This is a genomic window from Faecalibacterium sp. An192 (assembly GCF_002160175.1).
In the GTDB taxonomy this organism is placed as follows: domain Bacteria; phylum Bacillota; class Clostridia; order Oscillospirales; family Ruminococcaceae; genus Faecalibacterium.
In genome coordinates this window covers 53,850-75,459 of the sequence record NZ_NFKB01000003.1, presented here as the reverse complement: position 1 = coordinate 75,459, position 21,610 = coordinate 53,850, and the positions used below count along the sequence as shown (strand labels likewise).

Here is a 21,610-nt window from a genome sequence, read left to right as displayed (position 1 = left end):
CATGGATATGCGCGACGACATTCAAACGGTTCTGGTCACCGAAGAACAGCTGAAAGCCAAGGTGGCTGAGCTGGGTGCTCAGATCAGCCGGGACTACGCAGGCAAGGACCTGCTGCTGGTCTCGATTTTAAAGGGTGCTGTGGTCTTTATGGCCGACCTGATGCGGGCGGTCACCATCCACTGCAGCATTGATTTCATGGTGGTGTCCAGCTACGGCGGCACCAACACCCAGACCACCGGCCTTGTCAAGATTGTCAAGGACCTGGACGCCGACCTCACCGGCCGGGACGTTCTGATCGTGGAGGACGTGCTGGACACCGGCGTCACCCTGTCCCACCTGGTGCCGATGCTCAAGATGCGCAACCCCAATTCGGTCCGGATCTGTGCCATCCTTGACAAGCCCGCCCGCCGCAAGACCGACATCGCCGCCGATTACCGCGGCTTTGAGGTGCCGGACGCCTTTGTGGTGGGCTATGGCCTGGACTACGACGAAAAATACCGCAACCTGCCCTATGTGGGCGTACTCAAGCCGGAGATCTACGAGGGGGAATAACCCCGGGCGGCCGGCACAAACCACCCAATAATTTCAGAATGGGAGTTGATTGTTTTTGCAGCAGAAAAGACCGCACCTGAACCCGCTGATCCTGGCGCTGGCGCTGGCCGCCGTGCTGATGATCTGGTCGGTGTTCACCACCTCCAACAGCACGACCGGCTCCACCATGAGCTATTCCACGGTGGTGCATTACTTTGAACATTTGCAGGTGACCTCCTTCACCCTGGACCGGAACACCAGCGTCATCACCATGACCATCAAGGAGGGCGACCTGCCCCTGCCCGGCGCCACCGATGACACCGCTTCGGTGCCCTCCGGCGGCCTGGTTTCGGGCCTGTTCGGCTCGGGCAGCACCTCCGGCGACTCGGTGCAGCAGAATCCGGACGGCACCGTGACCGTCCGCTACCAGCTGCCCTACGCCGGCCTGTTCATCAATGAGGTTCAGACCTATATTGAGGCCTACGACGCCGCCAACCCCGACGCCCCCATGGAGTACGACTACACCGCCCTGCGGGAGTCGGTGCCCTGGATGGAGATTTTCTTCTACCTGGCCATGCTGGGCTGCACCGGATTCATTCTGTTTTCGATGCTGCGGGGCGGCGCTGGCGGCGGCAACGTCATGAACGTGGGCCGCGCCCGTGTCAAGGATGAGTCCACCAACCAGAAAACCGCCACCTTTGCCGACGTGGCCGGCGAGGACGAGGAGAAGGAAGAGCTGAAGGAGGTCGTGGAGTTCCTCAAGAGCCCTGACAAGTTCAACTCTCTGGGCGCCCGGATTCCCCACGGCGTCCTGCTGGTAGGCCCTCCGGGCACCGGTAAAACCCTGCTGGCCCGTGCCTGCGCCGGCGAGGCAGGGGTGCCCTTCTATTCGATTTCCGGTTCGGACTTCGTGGAAATGTACGTCGGTGTCGGCGCATCCCGTGTCCGCGACCTGTTCGACAAGGCCAAAAAGACCATGCCCTGCATCATCTTCATCGATGAGATCGACGCCGTGGGCCGCCAGCGCGGCGCCGGCCTGGGCGGCGGCCACGACGAGCGCGAGCAGACCCTGAACCAGCTGCTGGTGGAGATGGACGGCTTTGAGGCCAACGACGGCATCATCGTCATGGCTGCCACCAACCGCGCCGACATTCTGGATAAGGCGCTGCTGCGCCCCGGCCGTTTTGACCGCCAGGTCTATGTGGGCCTGCCCGATGTCAAGGGCCGTGAGGAAATCCTCAAGGTTCACACCCGCAAGAAGCCTCTGGCTCCCGACGTCTCCCTCAAGGTGATTGCCCAGCGCACCGCAGGCTTTGCCGGCGCCGACCTGGAGAACCTGGTCAACGAGGCCGCCCTGCTGGCGGCCCGCCGCAACCGCAAAGCCATCACCATGGAGGACATCGAGGAAGCTTCCATGAAGGTGATGGCCGGCCCCGAGAAGAAGAGCCGCGTGGTCACCCCTGAGGAGAAGAAGCTCACCGCCTATCACGAGGCGGGCCACGCTGTGGCGGGCTTCTACTGCAAGCACCACCCCCGCGTCCACGAAATCACCATCATTCCCCGCGGCCAGGCGGGCGGCTATACCATGTACCTGCCGGAAAAGGATCGTTCCTATGTGACCCGCGGCGAGATGTTCGAGGACATCGTGTCCAGCCTGGGCGGCCGTGTGGCCGAGCAGCTGATCCTGGATGACATCTCCACCGGTGCCTCCAACGATCTGCAGCAGGCCACCAACATCGCCCGCCAGATGATCACCCGCTACGGCTTCTCGGAGCGTCTGGGCCCCGTGGTCTATGGCACTTCGCAGGAAGAAACCTTCCTGGGCCGCGACTTTGCCCAGGGCAAGGGCTACAGTGAGACCACCGCTGCCGAGATCGACAGCGAAATCCGCGATATCATCGACGAGGCCTATGAGACCTGCCGCCGCACCCTGACCGAGCACATCGATCAGCTGCACGCCCTGGCCCAGGCCCTGATCGAGCGCGAGAAGCTGAACGAGGCCGAGTTCAACGCCATCATGCGGGGCGAGAAGCTGCCGCCGCGGAAGGATGAGGACGCCCCGGTCGTCCAGCCGGCTGCCCCCGCAGCTCCGGTTCAGGAGACTCCGGTGCCGGCCCCTGAGGCCCCTGCCGCCCCGGCCGCAGAGGATGCGGCCCCTGCCGGCGATGCAGCGGAGCTGCCGGTGGAAGAGACCCCGGCCCAGCCCGCCGCCCAGGACGAAACCAATCCGGACCACAAGCCGGAACAGCCGTAACCAGCCGCCTCAGCAGACAGCAAAGGAGTGAGTGCAGTGGAGGAAAGTTTTGACCCGATTGCTCAAACCAGAGCCAACTATTATACCCCGGGCAGCCCGGTCCAGTTTGTTCGCGTGGAGCTGCTCAAAGGCAGCGTCAGCGGAGACCGCGCCGTCTGCCTGACCTTCAAAAATATTTCCCGGGTGAATCTGACCGCCCTGGAGATCCGCTTCAAGTGCAAAACCACCGGCGGCGAGGTCCTCTGTGAGGACGAATTCGAGTACCGGGACCTGGACGTCAAGCCCGGGGAACTGTTCGGCATGGACGATGCGGTCTTTATCACCCAGAAACCCATTGTCAGCGTGGACGTGGTTCTCTGCAACGTCTACAACGGCAAGCGGGTGGTCAAGCTGGACAACATCAAGCGGGTCCGGCTGCCGGCGCCCCGCACCCTGCCCGACGACCTGGCCGCTGCCCTGGAGGAGCGGATGGGCCGCAAGGGGATGCGCTATGCGCCCCAGGTGCTGGACTGCGGCTGGTATTGCGCCTGCGGTGCCTTCCACCCCAAGGAAGAGGACACCGTCTACTGCAGTGAGTGCGGCTCTGACCGCATCCTGCTTCAGAACGCTCTGAATACCCTGATGCAGCCCGAGCAGGACACCGATTCCGAGGACCTGCCTCCCCAGGGCGGCGATACGGCGGAGGTGACCGCCCCCGCGCCCGCCCCGGCCGAGCAGGAGGATGTGGAGCCCACCCGTATTGTGGGCGGGCCGGTGGAGACCGGCGGCACCCGTGCCTTTGAGCCGGTGCAGCCCTCCCGGCGGGAGTCCACCCCCCGGGTCAGCCAGGAAACCCGGCTGTTCACCCAGCCCAGCCAGCCGCCCCTCACCTCCCGCCGCCGGGACGATGACCTGGAGGACGAGGAAGAGGCCGGCGCCACCCGCACCGTCCGTGCGGCGGACCGCTGGAAGGACCAGCCTACCCGCTGCAATCGCGCCGCCCCAGTGGAGGACGACGAGGATGAGGAAGATGACCGCGACCCGGTGGCCGAGAATATCGTCCGCTGGGTGCCGCCGGTGACCGCCCTCATCTGTGCGGGCATTGCGCTGTACGGCTTTGTGTACTATCAGTTCTTTATGTAACACCCGCAGGGGGGAGCGCGTTTTGGCCGCTCCCCCTGTTTTGAGTTGAGAAAGGGGGGAGAAGATGCCCGAGGAATACCTGCAGGCCGCTTTTGAGATCAAGGCTTCCTGTGACGAGATCAGCCGGCGGATTCTGCGCTGGCACTGGGAGAACAAGCCCGGCGCCCACAGTTTTGAGTCCCTGCTGGAACATCTGGAACGCCGCCAGGAGGAGAGCCCGGCCTATTACGGACATATGCCCGACATCGGGCGGAAGACCAGCTGGCAGCAGCTGGATACCACCCTCTGCATGCGGGTCCTGCTGGACCCCGAAAACGATGCCTCCCAGCCGCTGGACCTGCTGGGCAGTACCGCCCACCCCGGGTCCGCCCGCCGGGCCTGCAACGCGGTGCGGATGGCCCGCAACGAGGCCGCCCATGCGGCAGACCGCTCCAGCGGCGGCCGCGCGGCCATTCTCTTTGACGAGGCGGTGGAGTGCATCGAGGAGGCCTACGCCGGGACGGCTTTCAGCGAGCGGGAGCTGGCCAAATACTATGAGCTCTCCAGCGAATACCTTCGCCGGTGCGGCGTCGGGGGCAAAAACGCCCCTCCGCCCCAACAGGAGGCCCCCGAGGCCGGGCAGTCTGCTCCTGAGGTCAACGTGTATCCCACCGGCGCGGCCCGCCAGAAGGCCGCCGCAGCCCGGGAAAAGAACGCCTCTGCCGCCCGCGCGGGGACCCGCTCCGGAACCAGGGAGAAAGACCCCAAAACCGGCGCGTCCGGTTCCCGGGGCAGCTCCTCCGGCAAAACCGGGTCGGGGAGCACGTCCCGCAAGACAGGGCAGAGCAGCACCCGCAGCAGCTCCAAAGGCCGGGGACGGACCGCCGGCCGCGCCAAAAAGGAGAAGGACACCGGCAGTCAGGCCGCCCTGTTTTTGGCGGTGGCGGCGCTGGTCATCGGCCTGCTGATGCGGGCCGCCGGCATGGGATTGTGGATTTTCTGAGACAAGATGGGGAGGAACAGGATGGAAAAGCGACTGATTTTTCTGGATATCGACGGCACCCTGATCGAGCCGGGCCGGATGGAGCCGCCGGCCAGCGCCGTAGAGGCGGTGGAAAAGGCCCGGGCCAATGGCCACAAGGTATTCCTGTGCACCGGCCGCAACTATAAAATGACCTCTCCGGTGCTCCACTATGGCTTTGACGGCTATGTGTCCAGCGCCGGCGGGTATGTGGTCTGCGGGGACAAGGTCCTCTTTGACTGCCCCATGGACAAGGCCCAGAGCGACGGCCTGCGGGCCATTCTGGAAGCCAACGGGGTGGAGTGCACCCTGGAGGCCCGGGACGCCACCTTTGGCGGGACCCAGATGATGGAACGTCTGTCCTCCTACCAGAAGTCCCGCCCCGGTTCCCTGAACAGTGAGCTGGAGCGTTGGCGGCAGGCCTTTGCCGATGGAATGCTGATCCGGCCCCTGACCGAGTATCAGGGGGAGCCCGTCTATAAAATCTGCTACATCGCCGACCGGGCCGAGGCGCTGGCCCCGGCCAAGGCGGCCTTTGGGGATCAGTTTGTGTTCTGCGAACAGACCACCTTCAACCACGGTCCCGGCTGCATCAATGGCGAGCTCATCAACCGCAAGTTCAACAAGGGAGAGGGCATCCGCCGCATCTGTGAATACCTGGACGTCCCAACTGCGTCGGTGATCGCCTTTGGCGACAGCGAAAACGACCTGGAAATGACCGATGTGGCCGGCATCAGCTATTGCATGGCCAACGGTGCTGAGGCGCTGAAAGCCCGCTGTGACCGGGTCTGCCCCTCGGTGAAGGAGGACGGCATCGCCCGCGCCTTCGCGGAGCTGGGCCTGATTTAAACTAAACCGCGTACATAAAAACACCGCGTGTCTTTGGCTCTTTGTGGGTCGGAGGCGCGCGGTGTTTTGTTACAGGTTTTTGTTGGGGTAGGAGCTGGCATCCAGAATGATCCGCTTGCACTGGGGGCAGCAGAAACTCGCGATCCGGTGGGGGCCGAACCAGCATTGCCCCAGCTGCAGCGCGTAGGTTTCATCGGGATAGGGTAAAAGGGTGAGGGGATGGCTCTGGGCGGTCCACAGAGCCGGCCCGCCGATGGTCAGATAACCTTCGTGCATGGGAGTGTGGCAGAAAGGACAGTCCATATTGCCTTACCTCCGGATCAGTCCCGGGCCCGCAGCTGCCAGAAGGCCACCGCGCTGGCCGCGGCCACGTTGAGAGAGTCCACCCCGTGGGACATGGGGATCTTGACGGTGTAGTCGCACTGGGCGATGGTCTCGGCAGAGAGTCCGTCCCCCTCGGTGCCCAGAATCAGGGCCAGACGGTCCTCGGCCATCAGGGCCGGGTCGTCGATGGACACCGACCGGTCGCTGAGGGCCAGGGCGGCGGTCTTGAACCCCAGCTCGTGAAGCTGGGCCAGACCTGCCCCCGGCCAGTCGGCGGGCAAAGCGCCAATCTGGGTCCAGAGCACCTGGAACACCGTTCCCATGCTGACCCGCACCGCCCGGCGGCAGAGGGGATCGCAGCAGGAGGGGGTCACCAGGACGGCGTCAATGTGAAGGGCCGCCGCCGAGCGGAAAATAGCTCCCACGTTGGTGGAGTCCACAATGTTTTCCAGTACCGCTACCCGGCGGGCTCCCTGGCAGAGGGCTTCCACCGGGGGCAGGGCCGGCCGGTGAAAGGCGGCCAGCACACCCCGGGTCAGCTGGTAGCCGGTGAGGGCGGTGAGGATTTCCCGGTCGGCAGTGTAGACGGGGACGTCGCCGCACCGGGCCAGCACCTCATGGGCGGGACCGTCGATTTTCCGGCGCTCCATCAAAAAGGACAGGGGCTGATACCCTGCGTCCAGGGCCCGGGCGATGACCTTGGGGCTCTCGGCAATGAAAACCCCTTTCTCGGGCTCCAGACGGTTTCGCAGCTGATTTTCGGTCAGCCGGGCGAACACGTCCAGGGCAGGGTTGTTCAGATCGGTGATTTCAATGATATTCGGCATGGTTTCTCCTTGATGACAGGATGATGGCGTGTCACGGCTGGACCGAGAATCCGCTGTCCCCCGACAGGCCGTCCAGATTCAGCATCCCTTCCAGGGCGGCAATGTCCGCCGACACGTCCAGCGCGTCGGACTGGAACAGCTTGTCCAGCTGGTTTTCAAAGGCGGTGACCAGCAGGTCCAGAGACCGCTGGATGCTCTGCTTGGTGCGGGTGATGTTTTCGCCAGCCACCCCCTGGCTGTCCAGCTGGGCATAGGTGTTCAGCAGCTTGAGGGAGGTGGGCAGGTAATAGCTGATGAATTTCCGCAGCTGCTCCTGTTTGGAGGGGTCTTTCTCCGCCAGGGCGAAAATCCGGGCGGAAATCTGTTCCAGCCGGGCGGCCTTTTCCTGCATGACGGGGTCGGACAGGGCACTGCTTGCCTGATGGAGCTGCCGCAGCAATTTCTCGTACTGGGTCTCGTCGGTGGGGTCCGGTTCGGGGGCCGGCGAGGCAGGGATGGGGGCAGCGCCCCGCACCACCAGAAAGTCGGTGCGGTTGTCGATGTAGGCATCGGGGCCGAAATAGCCGTGGTCAATGGCGCTTTCCAGGATTTTGCGGCCCTTGTCGGCGGGGATGCCGGCGGCTGCAAACAGTTCCTGCAGGGGGATGTTGTCCTGGTCGCCCACCACCTTGTCCAGCTGGCGCTCCAGTTTGCTGACCCGCTTGAGCATCAGACTGAAGGCCAGGGCTCCGCCGCCGCCCACAATCTGGGCCACCGCCATGAAGAAATCCTTCCAGTCGTTGAGGAACAGCCGGTCGTAGATGGACCGGGTAAAAATGAGATGGGATACAGCGTCGGGCAGGCTGACTGCGCCGATGAACAGCAGGATGGCTCCCGCTATGGTGCACAGCTGGGTGATTTTCTGCTGATGACGCTTGGAGCGCTGCTGTTCCAGGGTGGGGTGGTCGTGATTGGCTGTGTAGTGGGCGCTGTAGTTGTAGGGCTCGTTTTGGGAGTTGGCCTGGCGGGTGTCCTGTGGACGGAAGTCGGCAGCGTATTCCTGACGCTCCCGGGCGGCCCGGAGCTCTTTCTTTTCGCTGTCCCGGTCGATGGCCCGGACGATGAACAGAATCACCGACAGCCAGGGCGCCAGGCCCAGCAGAATCAGCAGGGCAATGGTGGGAATATGCGCGAAATAGTGTCTGCGTTGCGGTTGCATAAGATGATGACCTCCCAAGCTAAGACGACAAAACGAGCCGTGCTCCTTCTATTATAATGGAACACGGCTCGTTTGTTAAGATTGATTTTTGAGAGGGGGAGCGGCCCTTACTTCATCAGGGCGCAGACGGCGTCGGCGTAGGCGACGGGATCGTCTACCGGCAGGCCCTCAATCAGCTGGGCCTGTGCGTAGAGGATCTGGCTGTACTGGGCCACCTTGTCGGTGTCGCCGGCCTCCTGAGCAGCCTTCAGGACCGCAAAGACCGGGTGAGAGGCGTTGATTTCCAGCACCTTGTCGCTCTTGACGTCCTCGCTGCCGGGCTGGCGGGACAGCACTTTCTCCATCTCGATGGACAGGGGGCCGTCGGCCGACAGGCAGACGGGGTGATCCTTCAGACGGGTGGAAACCCGCACTTCCTTGATCTTGCCTTCCAGGGCGGTCTTCATGGCGTCGAACAGGGACTTGTTCTCAGCGGTGGCCTCCTCGGCGGCCTTCTTCTCCTCCTCGGACTCCAGGCCCAGGTCGTTGCTGTTGATGTTCTTGAACTCAACGGTGCCGTCCTTGCCCTCGGCGTCCTTGCGGGGGAAGCTGTGCATGATCTGGAAGCAGAACTCATCCACGTCCTCGGTCAGGAGCAGCAGGTCATAGCCCTTGTCCAGCACCAGGGATGCGGTGGGCAGCTTGGCCAGACGGTCGGCGGAGTCGCCGGCGGCGAAGTAGATGTACTTCTGCTCGGCGGGCATCTTCTCCACGTACTCCTCCAGAGTCACCATCTTCTGCTCCTTGGCGGAGTAGAACAGCAGCAGGCCCCGCAGCAGTTCGGCATGCATGCCGTAGTCAGAGTAGGCGCCGAACTTGATCTGACGGCCGAACTCCTTCCAGAAGGCCTCATACTTCTCCCGGTCGTTGACCAGCATGGCGTTCAGCTCGTTCTTGATCTTCTTCTCCAGGGCGTTGTGGATCAGCTTGAGCTGGCTGTCCTTCTGGAGGGTCTCACGGCTGATGTTCAGGCTCAGATCCTGGCTGTCCACGATGCCCTTCACAAAGCTGAAGTAATCGGGCAGCAGGTCGGCGCACTTGTCCATGATGAGGACGCCCGAGGCGTACAGGGCCAGGCCCTTCTCGTACTCCTTGGTGTAGTAGTCGTAGGGGCGGTGAGAGGGGACGAACAGCAGGGCGTTGTAGTTGGCAGTGCCCTCGGTCCGGCTGACAATCACCCGGGCGGGATCAGCGTAGTCGCCGAAGTGGTTCTTGTAGAAGGTGTTGTACTCCTCGTCGGTGACCTCGCTCTTCTGCTTTTTCCAGATGGGCACCATGCTGTTCAGGGTCTCCAGCTCGGTGTACTCCTCCCACTCAGGGGTGTAGTTCTCGGGCTTGGGATCGGGTTCGGGCTTCTGGCGGCTCTTGGTCCGCTCCATCTGGATGGGGTAGCGGATGTAGTCGCTGTACTTCTTCACGATGGCCGACACGCCGTACTCCGAGACGTAGTTGTCGTAGTTTTCAGTGTCGGTGTTGTCCTTGATGTGCAGGATGATGTCGGTGCCGGCGGTTTCCTTCTCGGCGGGGGTGATTTCATAGCCCTCCACGCCGCTGGACTCCCACTGCCAGGCCTGGTCGCTGCCGTGGGCCCGGGTGATGACGGTGACATGGTCTGCCACCATAAAGGCAGAGTAGAAGCCCACGCCGAACTGGCCGATGATGTCGATGTTTTCATCGGTGTTTTCGGTCTTGAAGTCCTGGCTGCCCGAGTGGGCGATGGTGCCCAGGTTCTGCTCCAGCTCCTCCCGGGTCATGCCGATGCCGTTGTCCGAGACGGTCAGCATCCGGTTTTCCTTGTCCAGGGTGAGCAGGATGCGGAAATCTTCCCGGTTCATCCCCACCGAGGTGTCGGTCAGGCTCTTGAAATAGAGCTTGTCGATGGCGTCGGAGGCGTTGGAGATCAGCTCCCGCAGGAAGATTTCTTTATTGGTATAGATCGAATTGATCATCAGGTCCATCAGCTTTTTGCTTTCGGCCTGGAACGGCTGCATTGCCATAGCAAAAACCTCTTTTCTTCTCTCAACCAGTGCCAGTATAACTTAGCACTCAAATGTTCTGAGTGCTAATATACACCGTTTCAGCCCGAAAATCAAGCCCTGCGGGGGTTCCTTCATAAAAAGTTTAAAAATCCTCTTTCCAGCCGGGGCCCTCTGCGGTACAATAGGAGTCGGGCGGCCGCGCCCGGCAAAGGGAAAGCCGCCGCCCGGGAGGAGAACGCAATGAGAGTTGAAAAGCTGAAAGCAGGCGCCGCCGAGCTGACGGTGTACCTGTGGGAACCGGCGGCCGTGATGCCCCTGACCGCCACCCGGCCTCTGGTGCTGGTGGTGCCGGGGGGCGGCTATGAACACGTCAGCCAGCGGGAGAGCGACCCGGTGGCCCTGCGGTTTCTGGCGGCGGGATATCATGCCGCCGTGCTGCGGTACAGCGTGGAGGATGGGGCCCGGGACTACCGGCCTCTTTCGGAGCTGAGCGAATCCCTGGCCCTGCTGCGGGCCCGGGCAGAGGAATGGGGCATCCGGCCCCATCAGATTGCGGTGTGCGGATTCTCGGCGGGAGGGCATCTGGCCTTGTCCTCGGCGGTGCTGGACCTGCCCGGCCGTCCGGCGGACCAGCAGCGGCCCGACGCTTTGATCCTCAGCTATCCGGTGGTGACGGCGGGTCCCTATGCCCATCGGGGCAGCTTTGTCCGCCTGTCCGGCACCGGGGATCTGGAGGCCCACCGCGCCTTTGGCCTGGAGGACAAAATCACCCCGGCGGTGCCGCCGGTCTTTGTCTGGCACACCATGGAGGACGCCACCGTCCCGGTGGAAAACACCCTGATGCTGGTGTCGGCCCTGCACCGGGCCGGCGTGCCCTGTGAGGCCCACCTGTTCCCCCGCGGCAAACATGGCCTGAGCGTCTGCACCGCCGAGGTGGGCAACGAGATGCCCCATCCCGGCCGGTGGTTCCAGCTGGCGGCCGAGTGGCTGGGGGAACAGTTCGGCTACCATGTGTGATGCGTGTTTTGCGTAAATACGAAGAAAAAATTGTGGAAAACGGTTGACATAGACAAACCGATTTTGTATACTATGGAGCGGAGGGCATCCGCTCCGGAAAAAGGAGAGCGATCTGTATGCCATTCCATGACAACCAGCCCAGAATTTCGGTGAAGGGCCTGCTGATGCAGGCATTTCTGACCGGGTGGGAGCGGTCCGACAAGAGCATTTCCCAGGACGAATACGTCGACAGCTCGATCCGTGTGATCGAGACCATGCAGGTGGAGCCCGAGAGCATTTATGCCGAGGAGGGCCTGGGCCTGCTGGACGGCGACGAAGTGGATCATCTGGATGATCTGCTGCGGGCCGACGGCGTCTGGCTTTACTACGGCGTGGAGGCGGAGAACTTCTTCCTCCTCCAGTGGTACCCGGACGAGGCCGCAGCCAAGGCCAAGCTGGCCGACCTGGAAGCTCTGGGGGACGGGGTCCAGTACATTGTGGACCTGACCCTGCGGCGCGCCAATCCCTCGGATGCCGAAAATTTTGGGGATTCATCCCCGGTGCAGCTGCGCTCCTGAGAGCAGGAGGCAGCCGGGGCAGGCGATGATACAAGGAGGAACTCTATGGGTCTGTCTGAAACAGAACGCGTACATCTCCAGGGCATCCTGCAGAAATATGAGGAGGACCCGCGGGTGCAGGAAATGGATCAGTACATCCAGCACGGCTGCGTGACCACCTTTGAACACTGCCGGAATGTGGCCCGGGTGAGCTTCTGGATCAACCGACGTTTTCATCTGGGCGCGGACGAAACCGCGCTGGCCGTGGGCGCCCTGCTCCACGACTTCTACCTGTACGACTGGCACGTGGAGGGCCGCTTCCAGAATTGCAGCGGCCTGCGCACCATCTTTAAGATGCACGGCTTCATCCATCCGCTGCTGGCCCGGGACAATGCAGACCGCTGCTTTGGCCTGACCGCCAAGGAGAAGAACATCATTCGCAGCCATATGTGGCCCCTGACGCTGTTCCATGCGCCGTCCTGCCGCGAGGCCGTGATTGTCTGCATTGCCGACAAGTACTGTGCTGTGATTGAGGCCATGTACCGCAACCGCCAGAAGGCCATCTGCGTCTGATCTCCCCGGAGAATACATCCAAAACACAAGAAAATCCCGCTGTCCGATGACAGCGGGATTTTTTGTTTGGTTTACAGTTTTTTGTAGCCGGGGGGCTCGTCGGCAGGGCAGCGGCGCTCCATCAGCCAGGTGTCCAGCCAGCGGCCATGGCAGTCCCGGGCAATCCGCTCCCGGCGGCCCACCTCCCGGAAACCGCATTTGGTGTGGAGGCGGTGGCTGGCCTCGTTGTCCTGCAGGACGGTGGACTGCAACGTCCAGTATCCGGCCTGCTCGGCCTCCCGGCACAGGGCGATCAGCAGGTGATAGCCGTAGCCCCGGCCCCGGTACCGCTCCCCCACATAGATGCTCACCTCGGCGACGCCCCGGTAACACCAGCGCATATTTACCCGGGAGAGCACAGCCCAACCCGCAATCTGGCCATCCGGCGCCAGAATCACCAGCCTGCATTCCTTGATGTGGGAGGCGTCCCAGGCACTGTAAGGCGGGCAGGCGGTTTGAAAGGTGGCGTGCTCGGTGGCGATTCCCTCCTGGTAGATTGCGGCGACCGCAGGCCAGTCGTCGGGCCGCATGGGCCGGATCAACATTGATTCATCCATGTAAATTGTTCGTCCGTTCTTTCGTATCAGAATATCTGGCCAGACAGCTCCGCCTCGGATACATATCCGGAGGCCACTACCTTGGCCCGCATGGCCGCATACAGCTCGGCCTTGGTTGCCTCATAATAGGGGTTGACAAACAGAATGCCCAGGCCGAACAGCAGATAGCCCAGAATGTTCCATCCAAAGAAGGACAGGTCCAGCACAAAGATGTTCCACTTTTCCCCGTCGGTCATGATGGTGCTGATCTCAGCGGCGCGGGCGGCCTCCAGATTGGGGTTTTCGGCCAGCAGATAGGGCACAAAGGTGTACTGATAGCTCTTGATGACGCCCGGGATCACCAGCAGCAGGGTGTAGAGGAAAATCCGCAGATTGACGTAGAACATCCCGCTGACCAGGCCCCAGTAGTTGGTGGTGAAGCCCGAGAACAGGACCTTGAGGCTAGTCTCCCGGGAGCGGTTTTCCATCATGTAGCGGCACTGTCCCACCCGGATGATGGGGGTGAACAGGATGCCCCAGCACAGGACGACCACCAGAGCCAGAACCAGGGCCAGGATGCCCAGCATCAGAAAGGCCGTGCTGAGGATGGCGGTGATGGGATTGCCGCCCAGCAGGCGGGAAGCCTGTTCCACAGCGCCGGAGGAGCTGCCCCCGCTGTTTCCGCTGAAGTTGATGTTGAGATCCACGCTGCCGGTGAGGATCGAGGCGATCAGGCACATCAAAAAGATATTCCAGTAGCTGCGCCGCAGCACCGTTTTTGCATTGGCTTTTAAAAGGGCGCGTGTCCACATAAATAAGGACCTCCTTATCGAAAGAAAACAAATCGTTTTGGCAAGAGGTATTCACAGTATAGCAGATTTTGACCCAAAGCACAATGCTGCGCCCTGCGCAAAGGTTTTGACAAGACGGCCCCGGACGGTTACAATAGGGTTGGGTACGCCGGCCGCCCGCCCCCTGCACCGGCAGACAAGGCGGGGCCGGCAGGACGGAAAGGAATCATGAATATGTTCACAGCCAAGAAAAAACTGTGCATCGGCGCGGCGGGGCTGATGCTGGGCGCGCTGCTGGCCGCGCCCGCCCGGGCCCAGGCACCCTACCTGACCACAGAATCCACGGTGGCCGAGCTCCACGCCAACGAAGGCATTGTGGGCTCGGGCTTTGACAGCTGGGACCGGGGCAGCCTTTGGCCGGAACAGCCCTGGGAATACGCCAACTGGACCTTGCGGCAGTATACCGGCGACACCGCTGCGGACGCGGTGGCGGGGCTGAACCTCATCATCGACAACTACAACAAGGGCATTCAGGTGACCTACCCCCTCTACACCCAGGAGGAGATCGCCCAGGAACCCTCCCGGGCCGACGCGGAAATCTACTATTTTCCCGCCGAGGAGCCGGGGGCGAAATATGCCCTGCTGCTGTCGGGGAATATGATGGAGCGCAGCGCCCAGGTGGATGAGTGCTGCGGCGCGGTGAGTCAGCTTCACGAGATGGGGTATGCGGCCTTCATCCTGAAGTACCGGATGGGCCATAACCTGACCGACAACGCCAACTACAACGACCTGGTCCGGGCGGTTCAGTTCATTACGGAACACGCCGGGGAACTGGGGGTCCAGGCGGAGGACTATGCCCTGGTGGGCTTTTCGTCGGGCGGACAACTGTGCGGTATCTTCGGCACCGACCGGATGGGCTACAGCAATTACGGCCTGCCCAAGCCGGGCGCGCTGCTGCTGGCCTATCCCATCCTGAACTATGTCTATGGCAAGCCGCTGCTGTTCTATATGTACGACGGCGGCCGGCCGGGGGACCATCTGGCCCCGGGGGACTACTTCTATAATATCGAAGTGCCCGCCGAGGTGACGGCCAATTATCCCCCCACGTTCCATTGGTTCGGCCGGGATGACAGCAGCCTGAAAGGGATGTTCCCGTCCCTGCAGAGTTTGGCTCTGGAGGAAGCTTTGGAGGAATCGGGTGTTATGCACCAGCTGGTGATCTATGACCATGCACCCCATGGCAGCGGCAACGGCGCCGGTACCGACGCCGCCGGCTGGTTATACGATGCGGCATCCTTCTGGGAGGCGGCGGTGGAGGCCCATCCTGCGGCCTGACCGGCTCCGCTTCCCCCAACAAAACAGGAAAGCTCAGGTGAACAACAGATGCGAATGCTCGAAAAAATCCGATCCATCGTCTATAGTACCGCAGCGGTGGTGCTGCTGTCCGAATGGATGGCCGTCCCCGCCCAGGCCGTCCTGGCGCCCTATCTTACCCCGGACTCCACCGTGGCCGAGCTGCACTTCAACCCGGGAATCGTGGGGGCCGGCTTCGATACATGGGACCGCGGAGGGCTGCTGCCCGAGCAGCCCTGGGAATACGCCAACTGGACCTTGCGGCAGTATACCGGCGACACCGCTGCGGATGCGGTGGCCGGGCTGAACCTGGTGGTGGACAACTACAATCAGGGGGTTCAGGTGACCTATCAGCTCTACAGCGAGGAGGAGATCGCCCAGGAACCCTCCCGGGCGGAAGCGCAGCTGTATTATTTTCCCGCCGAGGAGCCGGGGACCAAGTACGCCCTGGTCCTGTCGGGAAATATGCTGGAACGGACAGGCCGGGTGAAGGAGTGCTGCGGCGCGGTGAGCCAGCTCCATGATATGGGGTATGCAGCCTTTATCCTGCGCTACCGCACCGGCCATGACCTGAAGGACAACGCCAACTATGAGGACCTGGTCCGGGCGGTTCAGTTCATCACCGACCACGCCGGCGAACTGGGGGTTCAGGCCGAGGACTACGCCCTGGTGGGACATTCCGCCGGCGGCCAGCTGTGCGGCATCTTTGGCACCGACCGGATGGGCTACAGCAATTACGGCCTGCCCAAGCCGGGCGCCCTGCTGCTGGCTTACCCCATCGTCAATTATATGTACAGCAAACCCTGCTTTTTCTATGCGTACGACGGCGCCGAGCCGGGCAACTACCTGGCGCCGGGGGATTACTATTACAATATTGAGCTGGCCGCCGAGGTGACGGCCAATTTCCCGCCCACTTATCACTGGTACGGGCGGAACGATAAAACATTGGGTCTGATCTTCCAGCCCCTGCAAAGTCCGGCCCTGGACCGGGCTCTGGAGCGCAACGGCGTGATGCACCAGATGGTGGTCTACGACAATGCGCCCCATGGCGTCGGAGTGGGCACCGGCACCGACGCCGAAGGCTGGCTGTATGATGCGGCGGACTTCTGGGAGGAAGCCGTGGCCGCACAAGCGGAATAAGAGAGGGGAGAGAAAACCTATGCCTTTGGATTGCAACGAAACCTTTCGCAGCCTGAATACCGGCCTGCCGGACGATGTGGCCCGGCTCAAGGCGGCGGGATATTACGACGAGGCCATCGCCCGGATTGACGCCCGCCTGGCGGAGGACTGGACCTCCACCCAGAACGGCCCCAACCGGGCCGCCAACCCCACCCCGCAGGGGGTGGACGCCCAGCGGATGGCCCTGCTGGCCCAGCGGGAGATGATGTGCCGTCTGCCCCGGGAATATCCCTACACCGAGGCCCAGGCCGTGGCCCGGATGCAGTCTCTGGTGCGGGACTTCACTTTGGAGGAGTTCCGGGCGCTGGACCGGGCCGGCCGGGTGGACTGGCGGTTTGTGGAGGGGGTAAAGCACTATCAGAAGCGCTTTGCCGAGACCCTGCTGGACACCGACCCCGCCTATGGGGCCCGGCGGCTGGACCCCGGCCCCGACGGCAGCGAGGCCCGTGCCCGCCGCCGCGCCGTCCATGAACAGATGGTCCGCACCGGCAGTGCCTCGGCCCGGATTACGGTGGAATCCAGCATCGGCATGAGCGATGCAGCCTTTGACGCCGCTCTGGCCCGGGCCAAAGCCCAGGGACGGGACAGCGTCCATGTCCGGGCCTGGCTGCCGGTGGCAGCCGCCTGTGACGCCCAGAGCGATCTTTCCATCGACTTCGCCTCGGAGCAGCCGGCCCATGTGGCCCCTGCAGATGCGCCCCAGCGCACCGTATTCTGGGAGGCCGACCTGACCCAAAACCGCTCCTTCACCCTGCGGTACAGCTACACCCAGACCGCCCGCTATGCCGACCCGCTGAGCTTTGAACCCGACCCGGTTCAGCCCGATTTTGATACCGGCGAGGAGGCGCCCCACATTGTCTTTACCCCCTATCTGCGGGCCCTGGCGGCCCAGCTGACCGAGGGGGTTACCAGCCCGGCGGAAAAGGCCCGGCGCTTTTACGATTACATCACCCTGAACGTCCGCTATCACTACCAGCCGGCCTACTTTGTGCTGGAGGATATCCCCACCCGCTGCGCCGCCGACCGGCGGGGAGACTGCGGCATCATGGCCCTGACCTTCATCACCCTCTGCCGCATTGCCGGGATTCCTGCCCGGTGGCAGAGCGGCCTGGCGGTGGGGCCGGACAAGTGCGGCTGCCACGACTGGGCCATGTTCTACATTGCCCCCAAGGGCTGGATGTACGCCGACTGCTCTTATGGCGGATCGATGGCCCGGGCCGGGGAAGAGGAACTGCGCCGGCATTACTTTGGCAATCTGGACCCCGGCCGAATGGTGGCCAACCGGGCCTTTGAAGCGCCCTTTGATCCGCCCATGACCGGCTTCCGGGCCGACCCCTACGACAACCAGTGCGGCGAAATCGAGGCCGACGGCGTGGGACTATATGGGGACGACGTGGTCACCGCCAAAGAAACCCTCCGCTACGAGGAAAAATAAGGAGAAACCATGGAAGTAATTGTTGCTGCACTCTGCCTGCTGCTGTTGCTGGCGGGGGATGTTTTGCTGGTGGTGCTGCTGATGCGCAGCCGCCGCCCCGATGACCAGGACCAGATCCAGGAGCTGGAGGACTGGCTGGAACAGCGGCTGGCCGCTCAGGAGGATGCCTTCAACAAGCGCCTGCGGGACAGCCAGGCCGCCCTGGCTGACCAGAACTATGCCGCCATCCGGGGCGTCCAGAACGCCGTGGAGGGGATGGGGGCCCAGCTGACCAACAGCCAGGCCGTCCAGCAGAAAAACCTGGAGGGCCGGTTCCAGACTATGGAGCGGACTCTGGAGAGCCGCCTGCGGACCCTGGAACTGTCCAACGAGCAGAAGCTGGGGGACATGCGCCGCACCCTCACCGAGGGAATGGACGCCGTCCGGGCCGAGAACGCCAAAAAGCTGGATGAAATCCGCCACACGGTGGACGAACAGCTTCAGGATACCCTGCAGAAGCGGGTGAGCGAGAGCTTCAAGACGGTGAGCGACCAGCTGGAACAGGTGTACAAAGGCCTGGGCGAGATGCAGACCCTGGCCGCCGACGTGGGCGGCCTGAAACAGGTGCTGTCGGGCGTCAAGACCCGCGGCATCCTGGGCGAGATCCAGCTGGGGGCCATTCTGGAGGAGATTCTGGCCCCCGAGCAGTACGCCACCAACGTGGCCACCATCCCGGGTTCCACCCAGCGGGTGGAATTTGCGGTCAAGCTGCCCGGCGCCGACGGCCAGAATGTCTGGCTGCCCATTGACTCCAAGTTCCCCGGCGACACCTACGCCCACCTGCAGGACGCCTATGCCGCCGGAGATCCCCAGGCCGTGGAGGCGGCCCGCCGCGCTCTGGAACAGGTGATCCGGGCCGAGGCCAAGGACATCCGCACCAAGTACGTGGAGCCCCCCTATACCACCAATTTCGGCATCCTGTTCCTGCCCTTTGAGGGCCTGTATGCCGAGGTGGTGAACCAGGGCATGGTGGAGAGCCTCCAGCGGGACTACCAGGTCAACGTGGCCGGCCCCAGCACCATGGCCGCCCTGCTGAACAGCCTGCAGATGGGCTTCAAGACGCTGGCCATCCAGAAGCGTTCCAATGAGGTCTGGCAGGTGCTGGGCGCCGTCAAGACCGAGTTTGAAAAGTTCGACAAGGGCCTGTCCAAGCTGCAGGAGCGGCTGCGCCAGTCCGACCGGGAGCTGGACGACCTGATCGGCACCCGCACCCGTGCCATCAACCGGAAACTGCGCTCGGTCCAGTCTCTGGACGACGCCAGCGCCGCCGTCCTGCTGGAACTGGACGCCGCCCCGGGTCAGCCGCCCCGGGCCAGCCTGACCGATGGCGACGATGCATGAGCAAATTTTTCAGCCAATGAGAAGATCAGCCATTGCTTTTTCCCTACAAGTATGGTATGATAAGTCGGCCCGGTGGAAACCCGGGCTTGTGAAACGAATACGGGGCGGCAGCCAAAAGCTGGTCTCCCTTTTAAAATGGGCTTAAAAACAACGGAAAGGACGACTTGCGATGAACGTACATAAGACAAAGATTACCGATTCTGTCCTGGGCATCAGCCTCAATGATACCACCCTGGACCTGTTCGAGAGCCAGTACCCTGTGCCGGGCGGTGTGAGCTACAACTGCTACCTGATCCGGGATGAGAAGACCGCCGTCATGGATACGGTGGACGCCCGCGCCACCGACCTGTGGATGGAGACCCTGGAGGCCGAGCTGGCCGGCACCGCTCCCGATTACCTGGTGGTGTCCCACGTGGAGCCCGACCACTCGGCCAATGTGGCCCGCCTGGCTGCCAAGTACCCCGAGATGAAGGTGGTGGGCAACGCCAAGACCTTTGCCTTCCTGGCCAACTTCTTCCCCGGCGCCATTCCGGCAGACCGTCAGGTGGTGGTGAAGGACGGCGACCAGCTGAGCCTGGGCGCTCACACCCTGACCTTTGTCTTTGCCCCCATGGTCCACTGGCCCGAGGTCATGGTCAGCTATGAGTCCAGCGAAAAGCTGCTGTTCTCGGCCGACGGCTTTGGCCGGTTCGGCGTGGTGGCCGACGGCGACAGCTTCGCCAACTGGGTGGAGGATTCCCGCCGCTACTTCCTGAACATCGTGGGCAAGTATGGCGCTCAGGTGCAGGCCCTGCTCAAGAAAGCCGCCGGCCTGGAGATCGCCCAGATCTGCCCCCTGCACGGTCCCGTCCTGAATGGCGACCTGGCTCCCTACCTGAGCCTGTACGACACCTGGTCCAAGTACCTGCCCGAGGCTGCCGATGAGATTCTGGTGGCTTCGGCTTCCATCCACGGCAACACCCGCACAGCCGCCCACACCATGGCCGAGAAGCTGCGTGCTGCCGGCGCAAAGGTCACCGAAATGGACCTGACCCGCACCGATGTTTCCTATGCGGTGGCTGAGGCCTTCCGCTGCGGCAAGATGGTGCTGGCCTGCGCCACCTACGACGCCGCCCTGTTCCCCGCCATGGAGGCTTTCCTGGCTCACCTGAAGTCCAAGAACTTCCAGAACCGCACCGTCGGCCTGATGGAGAACGGCATGTGGGCTCCCATGGCCGCCAAGCTGATGACCGTCTCCCTGACCGCCATGAAGGGGATGACCCTCTGCGAGCAGGTGGTCACCGTCCGCGGCGCTGCCCATGCCGCCGAGGAAGCCCAGATGGACACCCTGGTCAGCGAAATCATCGCAAAGTAAATTCTGCCCTTCGCCCTGTCCGGGCCGGGTAAAATAAAAATCCGCCGTTTCAGACCTGTGCAGGTTTGGAGCGCGCGGATTTTTCTTTTTGTTTCGGGCAAAATAAGAAAAGCCCTCTGGCCTGGCGGCCGGAAGGGCTTGCAGCACAGCAGGGGAGATTCACTTTTCCGCTCCTCGGACCGTGAAATCGGCGGCGGTCAGCGCCGGCTGCCGTTTTGATCAAAGGTGCGCTTGAGAGCGGCCTCGGTGGGGAAGATGCACCCCACCAGCGGGATCATCTGGAGCAGACAGAGCACCGTCCCCACAGAGCCCACGGTGCCCGCCGGCTGGCCCATGACTGCCAGCAGGGGAATCAGCGTCAGCGGCAGCAGAACCAGACCCCAGCGAAACCACAGCCGGCCGCAGTACTGGTGGGCAAAAAGCCAGGTGTCCTGGTTTTTCATGGACCGTGTGGTGCGGTAGCCGAAGATCGGATTGACGGTTTTGGGAGGCCGTTTGAGGAACAGATACCCGAAGCCGATCATGATGGCTGGGATCAGCAGGTCGCTGGCCAGCATGAAAAACCAGTATCCCATCAGCGTCTCCTTTCGCCGGGCGGGCCCGGATACAAAAACCGGCAGCAGAAAAATTCTGCTGCCTGCGGCGGTTTTGGGGTTATTTCAGGTCGTCCAGGATGTCGGGCCAGAGGGCCTTTTCCTGGCGCAGTGCGTCGAAGCAGCAGTCCAGATACAGCTTGTGGGCGGCCGGGATGATGGTGCGCCGGAGCAGGAACTGCTCGTCGTTCAGTTCGTTGTCCGCAGGGCGGTCAAAGCTGCGCAGCCCGAACACAGATCCTACGGCGGCCTCCAGCTCGGCGCAGAAGGTGTTGTAGGCGGTCGCGGGGGTGCAGTATTCCTGCTGGATGGAGAACAAAAGCTGGATGTTCTCCATGGAAAGCACGTTCTTGACCGCGATAATGTACATCAGATAGCCAATCTGATCCCGGGTGTATTTTTTGCGCACCGGATGGGGGATAAGCCCTTTTTTGACATAGTTGCTGACCATCGAGCCCGTCAGCTCAATCCCCGGAAACGTGCGGAAATGGAGATTGACATATTGAACGGTCTGGTCCAGGTACAGCCCCATGCCGGGAAGTTCATCGTACCGGGGCAGGGCAAAGCCCGCAGCCGAAGCCGCAATGCGGCGTTTCGTTTCAGTGTTCATATTTTTAGTATACAGCGATTCATTGAAAAGTCAACAGAAATTGAAAATAAAAACCTTTTATTAAGATTCTTAGATATTGTTGACAAGTTA

Annotated in this window: 21 protein-coding genes; 13 read left to right on the top strand and 8 right to left on the bottom strand. The window is 62.5% G+C overall.

What is annotated here, in order from left to right; all coding sequences use genetic code 11:
* Position 1 precedes the first annotated feature (1 nt).
* The 5 genes from hpt (at position 2) to B5F27_RS01855 (ending at position 5,757) form a co-directional block, all read left to right on the top strand.
* Positions 2-553, top strand: coding sequence for a hypoxanthine phosphoribosyltransferase (hpt, locus tag B5F27_RS01875; RefSeq protein WP_087245518.1), 552 nt, complete (start codon positions 2-4; stop codon positions 551-553).
* A gap of 118 nt (positions 554-671) precedes the next feature.
* A complete protein-coding gene (gene ftsH / locus B5F27_RS01870) occupies positions 672-2,786 on the top strand; it encodes an ATP-dependent zinc metalloprotease FtsH (RefSeq protein ID WP_164488768.1) in 2,115 nt (704 codons plus the stop codon).
* Between the two features lie 36 nt (positions 2,787-2,822).
* Positions 2,823-3,908: a hypothetical protein gene (locus B5F27_RS01865; RefSeq protein WP_087364282.1), complete on the top strand. Its 1,086-nt coding sequence runs from the start codon at positions 2,823-2,825 to the stop codon at positions 3,906-3,908.
* Positions 3,909-3,972: 64 nt separating this feature from the next.
* On the top strand, positions 3,973-4,890 hold the full coding sequence (locus B5F27_RS01860) for a hypothetical protein (protein WP_087364280.1): 918 nt from the start codon (positions 3,973-3,975) through the stop codon (positions 4,888-4,890).
* A gap of 21 nt (positions 4,891-4,911) precedes the next feature.
* On the top strand, positions 4,912-5,757 hold the full coding sequence (locus B5F27_RS01855; RefSeq protein ID WP_087364278.1) for a Cof-type HAD-IIB family hydrolase: 846 nt from the start codon (positions 4,912-4,914) through the stop codon (positions 5,755-5,757).
* A gap of 69 nt (positions 5,758-5,826) precedes the next feature.
* Here the strand turns inward: B5F27_RS01855 and B5F27_RS01850 are convergent, their stop codons facing one another.
* From B5F27_RS01850 to htpG, 4 genes are all read right to left on the bottom strand, one after another.
* Positions 5,827-6,060, bottom strand: coding sequence for a PF20097 family protein (locus B5F27_RS01850; protein ID WP_087245528.1), 234 nt, complete (start codon positions 6,058-6,060; stop codon positions 5,827-5,829).
* A 17-nt stretch (positions 6,061-6,077) separates the two neighbouring features.
* Positions 6,078-6,908, bottom strand: a complete 831-nt coding sequence (locus B5F27_RS01845; RefSeq protein WP_087364276.1) for an RNA methyltransferase — start codon at positions 6,906-6,908, stop codon at positions 6,078-6,080.
* Between the two features lie 31 nt (positions 6,909-6,939).
* A complete protein-coding gene (locus tag B5F27_RS01840) occupies positions 6,940-8,106 on the bottom strand; it encodes a 5-bromo-4-chloroindolyl phosphate hydrolysis family protein (protein ID WP_087364273.1) in 1,167 nt (388 codons plus the stop codon).
* A 107-nt stretch (positions 8,107-8,213) separates the two neighbouring features.
* Positions 8,214-10,142: a molecular chaperone HtpG gene (gene htpG / locus B5F27_RS01835; protein WP_087364271.1), complete on the bottom strand. Its 1,929-nt coding sequence runs from the start codon at positions 10,140-10,142 to the stop codon at positions 8,214-8,216.
* 222 nt (positions 10,143-10,364) lie between these two features.
* Between htpG and B5F27_RS01830 the strand changes: the two genes are divergently transcribed.
* From B5F27_RS01830 to B5F27_RS01820, 3 genes are all read left to right on the top strand, one after another.
* On the top strand, positions 10,365-11,141 hold the full coding sequence (locus B5F27_RS01830) for an alpha/beta hydrolase (RefSeq protein WP_087364269.1): 777 nt from the start codon (positions 10,365-10,367) through the stop codon (positions 11,139-11,141).
* A gap of 116 nt (positions 11,142-11,257) precedes the next feature.
* Complete coding sequence (locus tag B5F27_RS01825) at positions 11,258-11,698, top strand: hypothetical protein (RefSeq protein ID WP_087364267.1); 441 nt, start codon at positions 11,258-11,260, stop codon at positions 11,696-11,698.
* Between the two features lie 45 nt (positions 11,699-11,743).
* The gene (locus B5F27_RS01820; protein ID WP_087364265.1) at positions 11,744-12,250 is read left to right on the top strand and encodes an HD domain-containing protein; all 507 of its coding nucleotides are present in this window, start codon (positions 11,744-11,746) and stop codon (positions 12,248-12,250) included.
* Between the two features lie 71 nt (positions 12,251-12,321).
* Here B5F27_RS01820 and B5F27_RS01815 read toward each other — a convergent pair whose 3' ends face one another.
* Both B5F27_RS01815 and B5F27_RS01810 read right to left on the bottom strand, forming a co-directional pair.
* Positions 12,322-12,846, bottom strand: a complete 525-nt coding sequence (locus B5F27_RS01815) for a GNAT family N-acetyltransferase (protein WP_087364263.1) — start codon at positions 12,844-12,846, stop codon at positions 12,322-12,324.
* A 26-nt stretch (positions 12,847-12,872) separates the two neighbouring features.
* Complete coding sequence (locus B5F27_RS01810) at positions 12,873-13,637, bottom strand: DUF975 family protein (RefSeq protein ID WP_087364261.1); 765 nt, start codon at positions 13,635-13,637, stop codon at positions 12,873-12,875.
* 207 nt (positions 13,638-13,844) lie between these two features.
* On the opposite strand from B5F27_RS01810, the gene B5F27_RS01805 reads away from it, so the two are divergent.
* The 5 genes from B5F27_RS01805 to B5F27_RS01785 all read left to right on the top strand — a co-directional run bounded on the left by B5F27_RS01805 (position 13,845) and on the right by B5F27_RS01785 (position 20,317).
* Positions 13,845-14,951, top strand: a complete 1,107-nt coding sequence (locus tag B5F27_RS01805; RefSeq protein ID WP_144066468.1) for an alpha/beta hydrolase — start codon at positions 13,845-13,847, stop codon at positions 14,949-14,951.
* Positions 14,952-14,999: 48 nt separating this feature from the next.
* Positions 15,000-16,109 (top strand): alpha/beta hydrolase, encoded by a 1,110-nt coding sequence (locus B5F27_RS01800; protein WP_087364257.1) that lies wholly within the window; start codon positions 15,000-15,002, stop codon positions 16,107-16,109.
* A gap of 19 nt (positions 16,110-16,128) precedes the next feature.
* Positions 16,129-17,583, top strand: a complete 1,455-nt coding sequence (locus tag B5F27_RS01795; RefSeq protein WP_087364255.1) for a transglutaminase-like domain-containing protein — start codon at positions 16,129-16,131, stop codon at positions 17,581-17,583.
* Between the two features lie 9 nt (positions 17,584-17,592).
* A complete protein-coding gene (rmuC, locus tag B5F27_RS01790; protein WP_087247230.1) occupies positions 17,593-18,963 on the top strand; it encodes a DNA recombination protein RmuC in 1,371 nt (456 codons plus the stop codon).
* A gap of 169 nt (positions 18,964-19,132) precedes the next feature.
* On the top strand, positions 19,133-20,317 hold the full coding sequence (locus B5F27_RS01785; protein WP_087364253.1) for an MBL fold metallo-hydrolase: 1,185 nt from the start codon (positions 19,133-19,135) through the stop codon (positions 20,315-20,317).
* A 197-nt stretch (positions 20,318-20,514) separates the two neighbouring features.
* On the opposite strand, the gene B5F27_RS01780 is transcribed toward B5F27_RS01785, so the two are convergent.
* Together B5F27_RS01780 and B5F27_RS01775 are read right to left on the bottom strand one after the other, a co-directional pair.
* Positions 20,515-20,892, bottom strand: a complete 378-nt coding sequence (locus B5F27_RS01780) for an SdpI family protein (protein WP_087364251.1) — start codon at positions 20,890-20,892, stop codon at positions 20,515-20,517.
* Positions 20,893-20,971: 79 nt separating this feature from the next.
* Complete coding sequence (locus tag B5F27_RS01775) at positions 20,972-21,520, bottom strand: DUF1836 domain-containing protein (RefSeq protein WP_087247224.1); 549 nt, start codon at positions 21,518-21,520, stop codon at positions 20,972-20,974.
* Positions 21,521-21,610: the final 90 nt, after the last annotated feature.